The sequence below is a fragment of the Variovorax gossypii genome (assembly GCF_003965815.1).
GTDB lineage: Bacteria > Pseudomonadota > Gammaproteobacteria > Burkholderiales > Burkholderiaceae_C > Variovorax > Variovorax gossypii.
In genome coordinates, this window is sequence record NZ_RXOE01000008.1 from 242420 (window position 1) to 258273 (window position 15854).

5 protein-coding genes are annotated in these 15854 nt (G+C 63.6%); all 5 read left to right on the forward strand.

Annotated elements, in window-relative coordinates:
• The first annotated feature begins 18 nt into the window (after nucleotides 1-18).
• Nucleotides 19-2475: a DNA internalization-related competence protein ComEC/Rec2 gene (locus EJP69_RS24920; protein ID WP_126472912.1), complete on the forward strand. Its 2457-nt coding sequence runs from the start codon at nucleotides 19-21 to the stop codon at nucleotides 2473-2475.
• Between the two features lie 159 nt (nucleotides 2476-2634).
• Complete coding sequence (locus EJP69_RS24925) at nucleotides 2635-3483, forward strand: oxepin-CoA hydrolase, alternative type (RefSeq protein WP_126472913.1); 849 nt, start codon at nucleotides 2635-2637, stop codon at nucleotides 3481-3483.
• Nucleotides 3484-3581: 98 nt separating this feature from the next.
• Nucleotides 3582-5078 (forward strand): circularly permuted type 2 ATP-grasp protein, encoded by a 1497-nt coding sequence (locus EJP69_RS24930; protein ID WP_093203071.1) that lies wholly within the window; start codon nucleotides 3582-3584, stop codon nucleotides 5076-5078.
• Nucleotides 5079-5091: 13 nt separating this feature from the next.
• Nucleotides 5092-6048 carry an alpha-E domain-containing protein gene (locus EJP69_RS24935; protein WP_019656032.1) on the forward strand — a complete coding sequence of 319 codons (957 nt, stop codon included), beginning with the start codon at nucleotides 5092-5094 and terminating at the stop codon, nucleotides 6046-6048.
• 279 nt (nucleotides 6049-6327) lie between these two features.
• Complete coding sequence (locus EJP69_RS24940) at nucleotides 6328-15849, forward strand: two-partner secretion domain-containing protein (protein ID WP_276318399.1); 9522 nt, start codon at nucleotides 6328-6330, stop codon at nucleotides 15847-15849.
• Nucleotides 15850-15854: the final 5 nt, after the last annotated feature.

Consider the following 15854-nt stretch of genomic DNA (forward strand, 5'->3'; position numbering starts at 1 on the left):
GGTTTCGGGAGTCGTCCGATGACGCCGTCGCGTGCGTCCGGCAGTGCCGTGGGCGGGGCTCGCGCGTTCGCCGCGCTGGGTGGTTCGCTCGTCGGGGCGGCCTTGCAGTTGCAGCAGGAAGCGCTCTGGCCGGCATGGATCTACATGGGCTTGTCGGGCCTCGGCGTCGCCGCTGCATGGTGGCGGCGCATGCCGGGCAGGGCGCTCGTGATCGTCGCCTTCGCATGTGGCGCAATGGCCGGCGCGGGGCTCGCTGGATGGCGCGCGACGGCCTACCTGGGCGGCGCGCTCGACCCGTCGCTCGAAGGGCGCGACCTCCGGCTCACGGGCGTCGTGTCGGAGATGCCCCAGCGCAGCGAAGCCGGAACGCGGTTTCGTCTCGATGTCGAGTCCGCGCGCTGGGCCGACCCGGAAATCGCCGGACTACCTGCCGTACCCGATCGCATCGCCCTCGGCTGGTACGCCGACGGCTCCAGCCTGTGGAGCCGGGCTTCCGGGAGCCCGATGCCGTCGTCGGATACCAACCGCTTTCCGCACGCCGGCGAGCGATGGCAGCTCACAGTGCGCCTGAGAGCACCCCACGGCAACCGCAACCCCCACGGTTTCGACAGCGAACTCTGGATGTGGGAGCAAGGCCTCCACGCCAGCGGCCATGTACGAACAGGCGCGCGCGACGCCGATCCCGTGCTGCTGGAAAACACCTGGTGGCATCCCGTCGAGAGAGCTCGCGAGGCGGTGCGCGATGCCGTCTTCGAGCGCGTGCCGGACCGCGCCAGGGCCGGCGTGATCGCGGCCCTGGTCACCGGCGACCAGGGCGCCATCGACCGTGCGGGCTGGGACGTGTTCCGCGCCACGGGCGTGGCGCACCTGATGTCGATCTCCGGCCTCCACGTCACGATGTTCGCCTGGCTGGCGGCCCATGCCGTGGGCCTGCTCTGGCGGCGGGGCACGCGGCTGATGCTGTGCCTGCCCGCGCAGCAGGCCGCGCTGGTCGGCGGCGTGCTGCTGGCCACGCTCTATGCGCTTTTCAGTGGCTGGGGCGTGCCCGCGCAGCGCACGGTCTGGATGCTTGCGACGGTCGGGCTGCTGCGCCTCACGGGCCGGCGCTGGCCGTGGCCGAACGTGTGGCTGCTGACGGCCGCCGTGGTGGTCGCGCTCGACCCGTGGGCCCTGATGCAGGCCGGCTTCTGGCTGAGCTTCGTGGCAGTGGGCGTGCTCTTCGCCACGGATGGGCCGTCGGACGGGCAGAAGGCCGGCGCGGCCCTGCGCATGCTCCGGTTCTTCCGCGAGCAATGGACCATCACGCTGGCGATCACGCCCTTGAGCCTGCTGCTGTTCCAACAGGTGTCGCTGGTCGGGCTGCTGGCCAATGCCGTGGCGATTCCGTGGGTCACGCTCGTCATCACGCCGCTTGCCATGCTCGGCGTGTTCGTTCCCACGCTGTGGGATCTCGCGGCCTGGGCCGTGCATGTGCTGGCGCTCCTGCTGCAATGGCTGGCCGGCCTGCCTCATGCCACGCTGTCTATGGCGGCGCCTCCGCTGTGGATGGCCGCCTGCGGCGTGGGCGGTGGCGCGCTGCTGGCGATGCGGCTGCCATGGTCGCTGCGCAGCCTCGGCGTTCCTCTGCTCCTGCCGGTGCTGCTTTGGCAGGCGCCCCGGCCCGCGGTGGGCGAGTTCGAGCTGCTCGCAGCCGACGTGGGCCAGGGCAACGCGGTGCTGGTGCGCACCGCCACGCACAGCCTGCTCTACGACGCCGGTCCGCGCTACAGCCTGGAGAGCGACGCGGGCCATCGCGTGCTCGTGCCGCTGCTGCGGGCCTACGGCGAGCGCCTCGACACGCTGGTGGTGAGCCATCGCGATGCCGATCACATCGGCGGCGCGCCCGCAGTGCTCGCGATGCAGCCGGGCGCCGCGCTGCTGAGCTCCATCGAGGCCGCGCACCCGCTGCAGGCGGTGCGCCCGGCACGGCGCTGCGAGGCCGGGCAGGCGTGGACCTGGGACGGCGTGCGCTTCGAGGTGTTGCATCCGTTCGAGAGCGACTACAGGAGCTTCACCAAACCCAATGCCGTGTCGTGCGTGCTGCGCATCGACAACGGGCGCGCATCGGCGCTGCTGGCCGGTGACATCGAGCGGCTGCAGGAAACCGCGCTTGTCATGCGCACGCCGCAACTGCTGCGCGCCGACGTGCTGCTGGCGCCGCACCATGGCAGCAGGACTTCGTCGGGCGAAGCGTTTCTCGGCGCGGTCCAGCCTCGCATCGCGCTCGTGCAGGCGGGGTACCGCAACCGCTTCGGCCATCCGGCGCCGGAGGTGGTCGCGCGCTACCTGGACCGGGGCGTGCAGCTGGTCGAGAACACCCGCTGCGGCGCCGCGCATTGGAGCAGCGCCCGTCCCGCCGAGGTGGCCTGCGAGCGCGAGCGCCGCGCCCGGTATTGGCAGCATCGCTTGTCTCCGTCGGAGCCGCCGGATTCTTGAAATCGTGAACTAATTGTCAAAAGTAGCTTGAAAGTACTCTTTTTATGAATCCACGCGGGGGCCTTCCGCGTTGTATCGTTTGGCTACAACTCGACAACCAGGGGGCAACATGTACAACCGTCCACGCTTCAGGTGGGGCATGACTGCGGGGTGCGTTTCATGACGACAGCGGTTCCGGCCATCACCAGCGTGAGCGCCGCGCCTGCGCCGGGCGCGCGGCTCAAGATGCACCGCGAAGGTCCGGTGCTCGTGCTCACGCTGAGCAATCCGACTGCGCGCAATGCGATCAATCCGTCGGTCTATCGTGCAGCCGCCAAGGCGATGCGGGCCACCTCGGGCTTTCGCACGGTGCGCGCAATCGTCCTGTGCGGCGAGGGCGAACACTTCAGCGGCGGCGGCGACCTCCGCCGCCTTGCGCGGCAACGCAAGCTGCCGGCCTCCGAGCAGCACGGCCACATCGGCGCGCTGCACGAATGGATCATGGCGATACAGGAGGCGCCCCAGCCCGTCATCGCGGCGGTGGAGGGCGCGGCGATGGGCGGCGGCTTCTCGCTGTGCCTGGCCTGCGACCTGATCGTGGCGGCCGAGGACGCGAAGTTCGCAATGTCGTACGTCAACGTCGGCCTGTCGCCCGACGGCGGCGGCACCGATTCGCTCGTGCGCGCGCTGCCGCCGCAGGCCGCGCTCGAGATGCTGCTCGACGGCACGCCCTGCACCGCCGGGCGGCTGCACGAGCTGGGCGTGGTCAACAAGGTCGTGCCGCACGGGGAAGCCTGCACCACGGCTCTCGCCTGGGCGCAGCAACTCGCGCGCGGCCCGTTCGAGGTGCAGGCGCGCATCAAGCAGCTGGTGTATTCGGCGCGCGGACGCAGCCGGCGCGAGCAGCTCGAGGCCGAGCGCGAGTCCTTCCTGGCCAGCCTCTACGGCGACGAGAGCGGGGAGCGCATCAAGGAATTTCTGTCGCCCCGCAAGAAGCAGGAAACGAGCGAGGAGGGCCCCGCGACCTGAGCGCGGAAAGATCATCCGACCCGTCTCCGGCCTTGGCATCAGGGGTTCTACTGGCCCTGAACTTGCTAAGCTATGAACTCAAGGAGATTGGTCGTTCCATGCACAAATTTGACGAGATGTACGAGCAGCTTCCCTACGCTGGAGCTGCGATCCGACAGCATTACAAGCGCTACGACCAATGGCTCGCGAAGCAACCCGGTGAGGTGATGCGTTCGCGACGCGAAGAGGCGGAAATGATCTTCCGCCGGGTCGGCATCACCTTCGCGGTGTACGGCGCCAAGGACGAGGACGGCTCCGGCACCGAGCGGCTCATACCGTTCGACCTGCTGCCTCGCATCATTCCCGCCCACGAGTGGGCGAGCATGGAAAAAGGGCTGGTGCAGCGCGTCACGGCGCTCAACCGCTTTCTTCACGATGTCTACCACGACCAGGAAATCATCAAGGCCGGCATCATCCCGGCCGAGCAGATCCTGAACAACGCCCAGTTCCGCCCCGAGATGATGGGCGTGAACGTGCCGCACAACGTCTACTCGAACATCTCCGGCATCGACATCGTGCGTGCCCCCGATGCCTCGGGCAACGGCGAGTACTACGTGCTCGAAGACAACCTGCGGGTGCCAAGCGGCGTGAGCTACATGCTCGAGAACCGCAAGATGATGATGCGGCTCTTCCCGGAGCTCTTCAACCAGAACCGCATCGCGCCGGTCGCGCACTACCCCGACCTGCTGCTCGAGACCCTGCGCGCCAGCGCGCCGCCGGCCACGGCCGAGCCCACGGTGGTGGTGCTCACGCCCGGCATGTACAACAGCGCCTACTTCGAGCACGCCTTCCTCGCCCAGCAGATGGGCGTGGAGCTGGTCGAGGGGCAGGACCTGTTCGTCAAGGACAACTTCGTCTACATGCGCACCACGCGCGGGCCGAAGCGAGTCGACGTCATCTACCGCCGCGTGGACGACGACTTCCTCGACCCCGAGGTGTTCCGGCCTACGTCGACGCTGGGCTGCTCGGGCCTGATGCGCGCATACCGCGACGGCAACGTCGTCATCTGCAATGCGGTGGGCACCGGCGTGGCCGACGACAAGTCGATCTACCCCTACGTGCCGAAGATGGTGGAGTTCTACCTCGGCGAGAAGCCGATCCTGAAGAACGTGCCCACCTACATGTGCCGCAACAAGGACGAGCTGCAATACACGCTCGACAACATGAAGGACCTGGTCGTCAAGGAAGTGCACGGCGCCGGCGGCTACGGCATGCTGATCGGCCCGGCCGCCACGCAGGCCGAGATCGAGGACTTCAAGAAGGCCGTGATCGCCAAGCCCGACGGCTACATCGCCCAGCCCACGCTGAGCCTTTCGACCTCGCCCACCTTCGTCGACGCCGGCATCGCGCCGCGCCACATCGACCTGCGGCCCTTCGTGCTCTCGGGCAGCGAGGTGCAGATGGTGCCCGGCGGCCTCACGCGCGTGGCGCTGAAAGAAGGCTCGCTGGTGGTCAACTCGTCGCAGGGCGGCGGCACCAAGGACACCTGGATCCTCGAGGCCGACCGAACCCCCAAGCCCAAGGCTGCGGCCGAGCAGTCGCAAAGCCAATCGTAGGAGGACAACGAAGATGCTGTCACGTACCGCCGACCATCTCTACTGGATGTCCCGCTACACCGAGCGCGCGGAGAACACCGCGCGCATGCTGGACGTCAACTACCAGACCTCGCTCTTGCCGCAGTCCGCCGAAGTGGCCAAGTACGGCTGGCAGGGCGTGCTTTCCATCAGCGAGCTGCTGCCCTGGTACAACCAGAAGTACGACCAGATCGCGCCCAAGGAGGTGATGGAGTTCATGGTCAAGGACGAGAGCAACGCCTCGTCGATCGTCTCCTGCCTCAAGGCCGCTCGCGAGAACGCTCGCGCCGTGCGCGGCGCGCTCACCACCGAAGCCTGGGAAACGCAGAACACCACCTGGCTCGAAGTCAACCGCATGCTGCGCTCGGGCGACTTCGAGCGCGACCCCGGCCAGTTCTTCGAATGGGTCAAGTTCCGCTCGCACCTGTCGCGCGGCGTCACGCTGGGCACCATGCTGCAGGACGAGGCCTTCTACTTCTCGCGCCTCGGCACCTTCCTGGAGCGCGCCGACAACACCGCGCGCCTGGTGGACGTGAAGTTCCACGCCCTCAACAGCGAGTTCTTCGGCGCCGCCACCGAGGAGGATCAGGAATACGACTTCTATCACTGGAGCGCGATCCTGCGCAGCGTTTCGGCCTTCGAGGTCTATCGCAAGGTGTACCGCGACGTGATCAAGCCCGAGCGCGTGGCGGAGCTGCTCATTCTTCGCGCCGACATGCCGCGCTCGCTGCACGCCAGCCTGGTCGAGGTGGTCAACAACCTCGCGAAGGTGCAGAACGAGCAGAGCGCCGAAACCCAGCGCCGCGCCGGAAAGCTGCTTGCCGATCTGCAATATGCGCGCGTCGACGAAATTCTGGCGACGGGGCTGCATGCGTATCTCACGCAATTCCTCGATCGCGTGAATGAGCTGGGTGTGCGGATCAGCCAGGATTTTCTGGTTCCGGCGCATTGATTGGGAATGCGGAGGCTTCATCCTTTTCCGGGGGTGAAGCCTGCCTAGCTTGATGCGAATTTTTGACAATTGTTGACGGGTCGATCTCCGTTAATAGAAACTTAATAAATAAGGATTAACTCAACGGAATTGAGCAAATTCTGTCGTTGAAAAGCATGTATTAATTCCTTGAAAGCAAGCGCCGCTCTTTCATAATCGCGCCCCTGCAGCTTTCATTTCGTCACAGATTTGACTGCGAAATGACAACTACCAGGGAGCGTCAGAAGAATGAATCGGCACTTGCACCGCGTGGTCTTCAACGCGGCCAGAGGGATGCGCATGGCGGTCCAGGAAACGGCCGCCAGCACCGGCAAGGGCGCCAGCAAAGCGACGAGTGCTGGTGTCTCCGTCGCCATCGCAGGCGCGTTGATGGCAATGTCGACGCAGGCGCAAATCGTCGGCGCTCCCAACGTCTCCGGCAATCTTCGCCCGACCGTGCTGGTGGCGCCCAACGGCGTGCCGCTGGTCAATATCCAGACGCCTTCCGCCGCAGGTGTCTCGCGCAACGTCTACAACCAGTTCAACGTCGGTGCGAACGGCGCCATCCTGAACAACAGCCGGGTGAACGTGCAGACCCAGCTGGGCGGGTTTGTCCAGGGCAATCCCAGCCTGGCTACTGGCCCCGCACGGATCATCCTCAATGAGGTCAACGGCGGAACGCCCAGCCAGCTCCGCGGCTACATCGAAGTGGGTGGCCAGCGCGCCGAAGTGATCATCGCGAACCCGGCGGGCATCAGCGTCGATGGCGGTGGCTTCATCAATGCCAGTCGCGCCACGCTCACTACCGGCACGCCGCAGTTCAACGCCGTCGGCGGCCTCGACAGTTTCCTTGTTCGTGGCGGCACCGTCACCATCGACGGCGCGGGCCTCGATGCCAGCAAGACCGACTACGCCGCCATCCTCGCGCGCGCCGTGCAGGCCAATGCGAGCATCTGGGCCAGCGAGCTCAAGGTGGTGACCGGCGCAAATCAGATCAGCGCCGACCATGGCCAGATCACGCCCACGGCGGGTACGGGCGCTGCTCCGACCTTTGCGCTCGACGTTGCTGCATTGGGCGGCATGTACGCAAACAAGATCGTCTTGATCGGGAGCGAGGCCGGCCTGGGCGTGCGTAACGCGGGCAGCATCGGCGCCGGTGCTGGGGGGCTTGTCGTTACGGCGGCAGGCCGCCTCGAGAACATCGGCACGCTGGAGGGTCAACGCGTCGAACTGACCACGCCTGGCGATATTTCGAATCGTGGAGGCACGATCCGCCAGGGCAGCTCGGCGGGCCTGACGATTGCTTCGCCGGTCTTGAGCAATACCAACGGTGGGGTGATCGGTGCTGAGCCTGTGAGTGCCAGTGCAAGCGGCGGCGGCGCGGCAACTCCTGGGACCCCGACACCAAGCGGCGGTGGAGGCTCGGCCACACCATCGACAACGGCCGCTGGTGGCACCAGCACCGGTGGCGCGTCCACTCCTACAACGTACACACCGCCCATGCCGGGCGTCATCACTGCCGGTGGCACCATCTCCAACGATGGAGGCAGGATCTACGCGGGCGGCCCCATCACGCTCAACACACCGCAGATCAACAACGCAGGCGGCTCGCTCAATGTCGCGACGATGGCGGTGAGCGGTCCGAACTTCAGCAATGCGGGCGGCACGCTCAACGTCAGCAACAGCTTTAGCGCCAGCGTCGGACAACTGGACAACACGGGTGGCAAGCTGAATGTCGGCTCGTTGAACATCGCCGCTAGCGGCGACCTGATCAACGCTGATGGCGTATTGAGCAGTGCCACCGATGCCAACCTCACGGTCGGCGGCAAGATCGAGAACACGCGCGGATCAATCTCGGTAGCAGGCGCGCTGACAGCGAACGTGGCTGGGGCCACCATCAGCAATAGCGGCACCTTAGCTGCCAATCAGGCGCTGACCCTAAACACGAGCTCGCTGGAGAATGCCGGCGGTAGCATCCAGTCCGCACAGGGCGGCGTGCAGCTCGGGGTGACCAACGCCCTGACCAACGGCACCGGCGGCAGTATCAACGCAGCCACGGACCTGGGTATTCAGGCCGGTTCGCTTGCCAACGGCGGCAGCCTGCGCAGTGGCAATGATGCCAACATCGCAGTCGGCGGTGCGCTGACCAATGACGGCAGCGTCACGGCGGGCCGCAACACCACGATCACGGCAGGCAGCGTGCAGAGCGCGACGGCCAGCGTGCTCGGCGCTGGCATCCAGAGCGACGGCAAGCTTGGCGGGGCTGGCGATCTGCGCGTCACCACCACCGGCGCACTGGTCACCAACGGCACAAATCTCGCGGGCGGCAACGCCACTCTCCAAGGCACGAGCGTCGATCTGTCGACCAGCCAGACCAGCGCCGCCAACATCGCGGTCACGGCCACACAGAGCAATGTCATCACCAGCAAGGCCACGGTGGTCACCCCCGGCACGCTGGCAATCACCGCCAATAGCAACGCCGCGCAAACCCTCGTCAACGACGCTGGCCAGCTCAACGCCGGCCAGTTGCAGATCAATGTCTCGAACCTTGCGAACACGAACAATGCCGAGATCGTGCAAACAGGGACGGGCACGACGACTATCGCCACCAGCGGCACGCTGAACAACGACGGCAGCCGCATCGCCAGCAACGGCCAGGATCTCACGCTGCAGGCCACGGCCATCACCAGCAACGGGGGCAAGATCGAGCATGCCGGCACCGGCACCCTGGCCATCGCAGGCGGCAGCTTCAATGGTGCCAACGGCCAGATCACGACGAACAACGCGTTGGTCGTCGCCATGTCAGGGACCTTCAACCAAGACGGTGACAAAGCCGCAGCCAGTGCCAAGCAAATCACCATCGACGCTGGCTCCTTGAGCAGTCGCGGCGGCCGGATCGTCCAGACCGAAGCCGATGCCACGCGCATCACCATCGTTGGCGCATTGGACAACAGCAATGCGGGTGTCATTGCCAGCAATGGAAACACGACCATCGCAGCCGGCAGCTTGTCGAACCAAAGCGGTTCCATCCGTGCTGCGGAAACGTCCAGCCTCGCCCTGAACGTGGGAGGCCTGCTGGACAACAGCAACAAGGGGGTGATCGGCGCGGGCGGCAACACATCCGTTACGGCGGGCAGCCTCAACAACAATGCGGGCAGCGTGACCGCAGTCGGCGATCTCAGCGCCACCATCGCTGGCGCGGCCACGAACGTCGGCGGCACGCTCGCAGCTAACGGCAACACCACGGTCAGCGCCGCCAGCCTGGACAACAGCAAGGGGACGACGGGCGCCGTCAATGGCAATCTGGGTGTCACAACCTCGGGCCAGACGATCAACAACGGTGGCACTTTGCAAGCTGGCGGCGTCACCACCTTGAGCAACGGCGGTCTGGTCAATCAAGGCGGCAAGGTCTTCGGCAACAGCCTGAGCATCGACACACACAAGAACGCCTTGGACAACAGTGCGAGCGGTACGATCGCTGCGACGACCACGGTAGCCATCAGCTCGGGCGCTCTTTCCAACGATGCCGGCCTGGTGCAAAGCGGTGGCGCCATGATCATCAACACGAATGGTCAGAGCCTGAGCAACACCAACGCGGCAGGCTACAGCAGTAAGCAGGGTGGCATCACCAGCGCCGACGCGCTCGACCTGAAGACCGGCGCGATCAACAACTCGGCCGGCTTCATCGGCTCGAAGAACGCTCTCACGGCCGACATCCAGAAGTTTTCAAACGCTGCGGGCGGTCAGGTCATCGGACAGTCTGCCGTTGCCATCAACACCAACGGCGCGAGCTACGACAACAGCGGCGGCAAGACGCAGGCTGTGGGCAATCTGTCGATCAACGCGGGTGACATCCAGAATGTTGGCGGCCTCATGCGCTCTCTGGCAACCACCAGCCTGAATGCCGATTCCATCGTCAATACGAATACGCTGGGCACAGATCAGGGCATCGACGGCAAGAGCGTTGCCATCGGCACTGGCAATCTGAACAACGACGCCGGGGCGATTCGGGCTGACGTCAACGCGACGGTCACCAGTGGTGGCACCGTCACGAATACCAGCAATGGCCTAATCTCGGCCGGTGACACCCTGAGCATCGTCGATCCGAATCGCGCGAACCCTGCTGCGAAGTCGCTGAGTGTCGTGAACACAGGCGGCAATCTGATCTCAGGCACGGCTGCCGTGCTCGGCGCGGATGGCAAGGTACAGACCGCAGCCTTCGGCAAGCTGGCAATCGACGCTAGTGGTTTCAGCGGTGACGGCTCTACCGTGGGCGTCAATGACCTGAGCATCGCCCTGACGCAGGACGTGACGAATAACGTCGAAGTCAAGGCCGGGCGCAATCTGACCTATGCGACCACCGGCAAGCTAACCAACAACGGCAAGCTGCTCGCAGGTGGCACGGCCACGGCCAGCGGCACCGACGTCGAGAACACCGCCAACGCCGAAATCACGGGCAAGACGACGATTGTCAATGCGGCGGGGACGCTGACCAATCGTGGGTTGATCGATGGCGTCGACACGCAACTCAACGGAGGGACCGTCAACAATCTCGGCACTGGCCGCATCTACGGCGACGCGATCTCCGTGGCCGCTGGCACGCTCAACAATGATTCAGAGACGGTCAATGGGGCGACCAAGGCCGGGACTATTGCGTCACGGGGTGATCTTGACATCGGTGCTCAGAACATCATGAACCGCGAGCACGCGCTGCTCTTCAGCGCTGGCGACATGTTCATCGGTGGCGGCCTCGATGCCAACCGCTATGCCACTGGCAAGGGCGCCACGCTCAACAATCTGAGTGCCACGATCGAATCGCTGGGCGACATGAACATCGCCATGGGGTCGATCAACAACTTCGACAACCACTTTGCTGTCGTGCGTACCAGCAGCGGCCCGGTCAACGACAAGTACACCATCACCCCGCTCGGCGGCATTGAGATGCCTTACGACCAATTTGTGCTGGATCGCGGCAACCGGGTGTGGTCCACCATCGTGAATGGTCAGGTGCTGACTGGTAAAGGATGGATCGAGCGTCAATACACAACCACCACCGAAATCGATCAACCGGCCAATCCGCCAGACCCTGGACGCATCTACTCGGGCGGCAACATGACCATCGACGGCAAGTTGCACAACCGCGACAGCCAGGTCATGGCGGGCGGTACGTTCACCATTGATCCGGCCAATGTCGACAACACCCCCACGCAGGGTCAGCGCATCGTGACCGTCAGTGGCCTGCAAGCCTATGCGCCGCCGCAGCCGGGCAGCCAGGTCATCGGCAGCTTCATTCCGGAGCAGAAGTCGATCTACACCATCGACGTGGGGACGAGTTGCATCAACACTTGCACCGATGTGACTCCGTCGGGTACGAAGATCAGTGGGGCACAGGGCGTCTCGGTCAGCGATCGGGCTGGCGCTGCTGGCTCGGTGACGGCGGGAACACGTGCACGCGCCATCGTCGAAGTGCCTTCCGCGGTTGGTGGAGTCATCAAGACAGGCGGAAATTCTGCCAATGGTGCAGGTGGTGCTGATGGCGCTTCTGGCACCGGCGGAACCGCCACGATTCCGCTGGTCGTGCGCACCAGCCTGCCCAACACGACCATCCCCACCGCCAGCTTGTTCAATATCCGCGGGGGTGGCGGCTATCTGATCGAGACCGATCCACGCTTCGCCAGCTACCGCAACTGGCTCAGCAGCGACTACCTTTTGAACAACCTCGGGCTGGACCCCAACAACATCCTCAAGCGTCTGGGCGATGGTTTCTACGAGCAGAAGCTCATCCGTGAGCAAGTCGCGCAGCTCACGGGGTATCGCTTCCTTGACGGCTACTACAGTGACGAAGAGCAATACGCGGCACTGATGAACGCCGGCGCGACCTTTGCCAAGGAATACGGTCTGCGCCCCGGCATCGCGCTCACGCCGGCGCAGATGGCCCAGCTCACCAGCGATATCGTCTGGTTGGTGGAGCAGACCGTGACGCTGCCGGACGGAACGACGCAGCAGGTCCTGGTGCCACAGGTCTACGTGCGCGTGCAGCCCGGCGACATTACCGGATCGGGCAGCGTGCTGTCAGCCGACCGAATGATCATAAAGGGTGCTCCAGGCGCCGGTGACTTGACCAATAGCGGCACCATCGCGGGCCGCACGCTGGTGGACATCAAGGCCGACAACATCAACAACCTCGGTGGGCGTATCGCGGGCGGCAGCGTTGCGCTAGACGCTAGGAATGACATCAATAACATCGGGGGCCTGATCACTGGGGCCAACTCGGTGTCGTTGAAGGCCGGCAACAACATCAACATCGAGACGACGACCAAGACGCAAAACGGCTGGTTCGCCAACAACACCAACATCGACCGCGTGGCGGGTGTTTACGTTACCAACCCTGGTGGAACGTTGATTGCAAGCGCGGGCAATGACGTCAATGTCATCGGCGGCATCCTGTCGAACAAGGGCGCGAACAGCTTCACCTCGGTCACGGCGGGCAAGAACATCAACCTGGCCACCGTCACCGAATCCAGCAGTCGGCTGTCGGTCATCAACGCCCATACCTATACCGGAGACGCCGTAAGCAAGGAGACGGGCAGCACCATCTCAGGCAATGGTACGGTGTTGCTCAATGCCAAGGGCGGCGACATCAACGCCCGTGCAGCCACCGTGGACGCCGGCAGCGGCCTGTTGAGCCTCACGGCAGCCAATGACATCAACATCACCTCGGGTGTTGATGCCAGGGCTTCCATCGGGGGCGGCCAATCGACCAACAAGAGCTTCCTGAAGTCCACCACGACCACGTTTACGGGCGAGGCCAGCGCGAGTGCCAGCATCGGCAGCAGCTTCACGGGTGGGGTTGTCTCGATGGACGCGGCCAACAACCTCAACATCGAGGGGGCGCGGATCGCTGGGCGCGATGGTGTCGCGCTTCATGGTGGCAACAGCGTCAATATCTACGAAGCGCGCAATACCGTCAGCGTCAGTTCAGGCCTCGAAAAGAAGACCTCCGGCCTGAACTTCAACCCCACGCTCGGCGCAGTCATTGGCCCGAGAGGAAGCGGCAACACACTGGAGATCAAGACCGACACCGCCGCGCCAACCACCATCAGTAGCCAAAACGGTGGCGTCCTGATCGAAGGCGGCGTGGTGAACATGCGCGGCGTGCAGGTTGATGCGGCCAAGGACATCAAGATTGAAGGCACCGACGTCAACATTGCCGCTGCGGAAAACCGACTGAACGTCAATTCCAGCGAATCGAGCCGGGGTGGCACCTTCAATGCGGTTGGCTTCCATTCTTTCGGCAAGGGCATCAATGCCAAGCTGACCGACAAGATGGAAAGCTCCGCCACGTCGCTGACGGACACCACGCTCAACGGGGCGAACGTCAGCATTGCAGCCATCGGCACCCCAGGCAGCGCGGGCGGAACGTTGAATCTTGCAGGGACCACGGTCAACACGCCAGGCACGCTGACTCTCAAGGGGGATCAGGTCAATCTGCTTCCGCAACTGACGGAGACCAGCGTGCGCAACACCAGCCAGGGCGGTGACGTCGCCTGGCAGAAGACCACGGACAAGGGAAACACCGACCAGAAGCTGAACTACAACCAACTGAACTTCGGAAAATTGGTGATCGACGCCAATCACGTCCAGGTGGGCTTGAATGCCAAGGACAGCGTTGAAGCACTGGGTAAGCAGCCCGGGATGGATTGGGTCAATCAGCTCCAGAACGATCCCAAGATCAAGGACAAGGTTGACTGGGCCAAGGTCGAGGAAGCGCACAAGAACTGGGACTATCGTCAGCAGGGCTTGACGCCTGCAGCGGCGGCAGTGATCACGGTGGTTGTGGCCTACTTCACGGCAGGCGCTGCGTCGGGGGCCGGCGAAGCGGCGGGCAGCTCTTTGGGCGGGCTCGAGACGATCACGCTTGCGGACGGCGCCGCGTTCACAGGTGGCCTTACAACGACTGGGACCATCATCAGCGGCGCAGTGACTGCAGGTGTTACGGCGCTCGCGAGTCAAGCAACTGTTGCGTTGATCAATAACCAAGGCGACATCGGGAGGGCATTGCACGACCTGGGTAGCAACGCCAATGTCCGAAGCCTGCTGACAGCCATCGTCACCGGAGGTGCTCTTGCTGGATTGAATATGAACCCGACCGGCCTGCCTACGGCTGGCGGGGGCAGCCAGGAGTTCCTTACCCAGCTGGGGCAAAACTTGCAGGCTGGTGCAGCTCGTGCGGTGATCGGAACGGCTATCAATGGCGGCAGCCTCGAAAAGAACCTGAAAGACGCGCTCAAAACAAGCATCCTTGATACCGTTGCCGCTCAGGCAGCGAATGCGATCGGGAACTGGAAAGACGCGGGGAAGCTGGACGAGTTCACCAACAAGGTCGCGCATGCGATTGCGGGGTGCATGGTCGGAGCTGCAAGGACAGGTGATGCGGGCGGATGCGGTGCGGGCGCACTGGGAGCGGCCGTTGGGGAGATGGCCGCCGAGGTCTATGGAAGGCAGGCTGACACGGTGCAGTTCGCGGCCATGATCAGCGCGATGGCAGCTGCGATCACGGGGGCGGATGCAGCGCAGATAAATCTCGCAAGCGCTGCCGGCGGCAATGCTGCGGCCAACAACTATCTGAATCATCCGGATGCAGTGAAGCTTCGTGAACTCACGGCCGCCTGCAAAACGAATTGCACGCCGAGTCAACGTGAACAGCTCGCCGACTTATTAATGAAGGACACGGCTTCCACTGCAGCTCTGAACAGCTGCGGAAATAGTCAAACCGCATATTGCCAGGCGGTTCGAGCTGATTTTTCTTCAGCAGTGGCCAGCTTCTTGCCGAACGACGACGATATCTGGAATTGGGCTCGCAAACAGGAGAGTGCTTCGGGAGGGCGATATTCTGCCGCTCAAATCTACGACGCCTATCGTACGAGTTTCATTCCTGGCGCTGTACCGAACATGTCAGTGGAGGATTTGACCGACGTAGCGGCGTGGATGAGAGGTCGAATCGTCGGTGACGGCAGCGCGAAGAACCCTGGGGAGGAGCCGCTCAGCGTCATAGCAATGGGCTGGGCGATGGGGAATTCTGCGTCTGCCCAAGGGGCGTTGATGTCCGTGACTGCAGCGGTTGCTGGCGTTATTCGAAGCGGAATGCGAACTGCCGGCCTAACATTTTCCAATGTAGGTGGAGCTACATCTGTAGAACCTGTCAAGCCATTGGATTTCAAGAGTGATCGCGCGTATGGTTCTTTTACGTACCAAGATGCGAATGGGAACCCTATTCCTGTCGCTGGCGGAGCACCGTTCACAATGCGTTGGCCCGTCACCAATGTCAAGGATGTACCTTCGTTTGTTCAAAGCGGAGAATACACATGTGGTGCTGCCTGCGCTGCGCGAATGGCGCAGGCAATGGGATACACGACAGTGACGGAGCAGACCATGATCAATGGTCTTGGCATTGGCACTACCACACCGGACGCAATAGCGAGAGAGCTTCGGGCTATTACTGGAAAGCCGATTCAAGGGGGCGTCTTAGATGTCAAAGTCGCGGAGATGACGGACCCACAAATTAGAGGGCTGGTTAATCAGCTCTCAGGAAAAGGAGATAGTCCTTATCTTTCTTTATTCGGCTCCTCTCCAACCATGGGAATGAAGAACGGGCATTGGGTAATAGTTGAAGGATTGGATTCTGCGGGAAACATCAAAATCCTCGATCCAGTAGGCAAGTCTTATACAATGACGCCTTCTTCTTTTAGATCGGCTTGGGAGGGCGGTGCAATCGTGAAATGACGAGC

Bases quoted from the DNA above. Each gene is read 5' to 3' on its own strand.
- EJP69_RS24920 (WP_126472912.1), top strand. From the start codon at position 19: ATGACGCCGTCGCGTGCGTCCGGCAGTGCCGTGGGCGGGGCTCGCGCG.
- EJP69_RS24925 (WP_126472913.1), top strand. From the start codon at position 2,635: ATGACGACAGCGGTTCCGGCCATCACCAGCGTGAGCGCCGCGCCTGCG.
- EJP69_RS24930 (WP_093203071.1), top strand. From the start codon at position 3,582: ATGCACAAATTTGACGAGATGTACGAGCAGCTTCCCTACGCTGGAGCT.
- EJP69_RS24935 (WP_019656032.1), top strand. From the start codon at position 5,092: ATGCTGTCACGTACCGCCGACCATCTCTACTGGATGTCCCGCTACACC.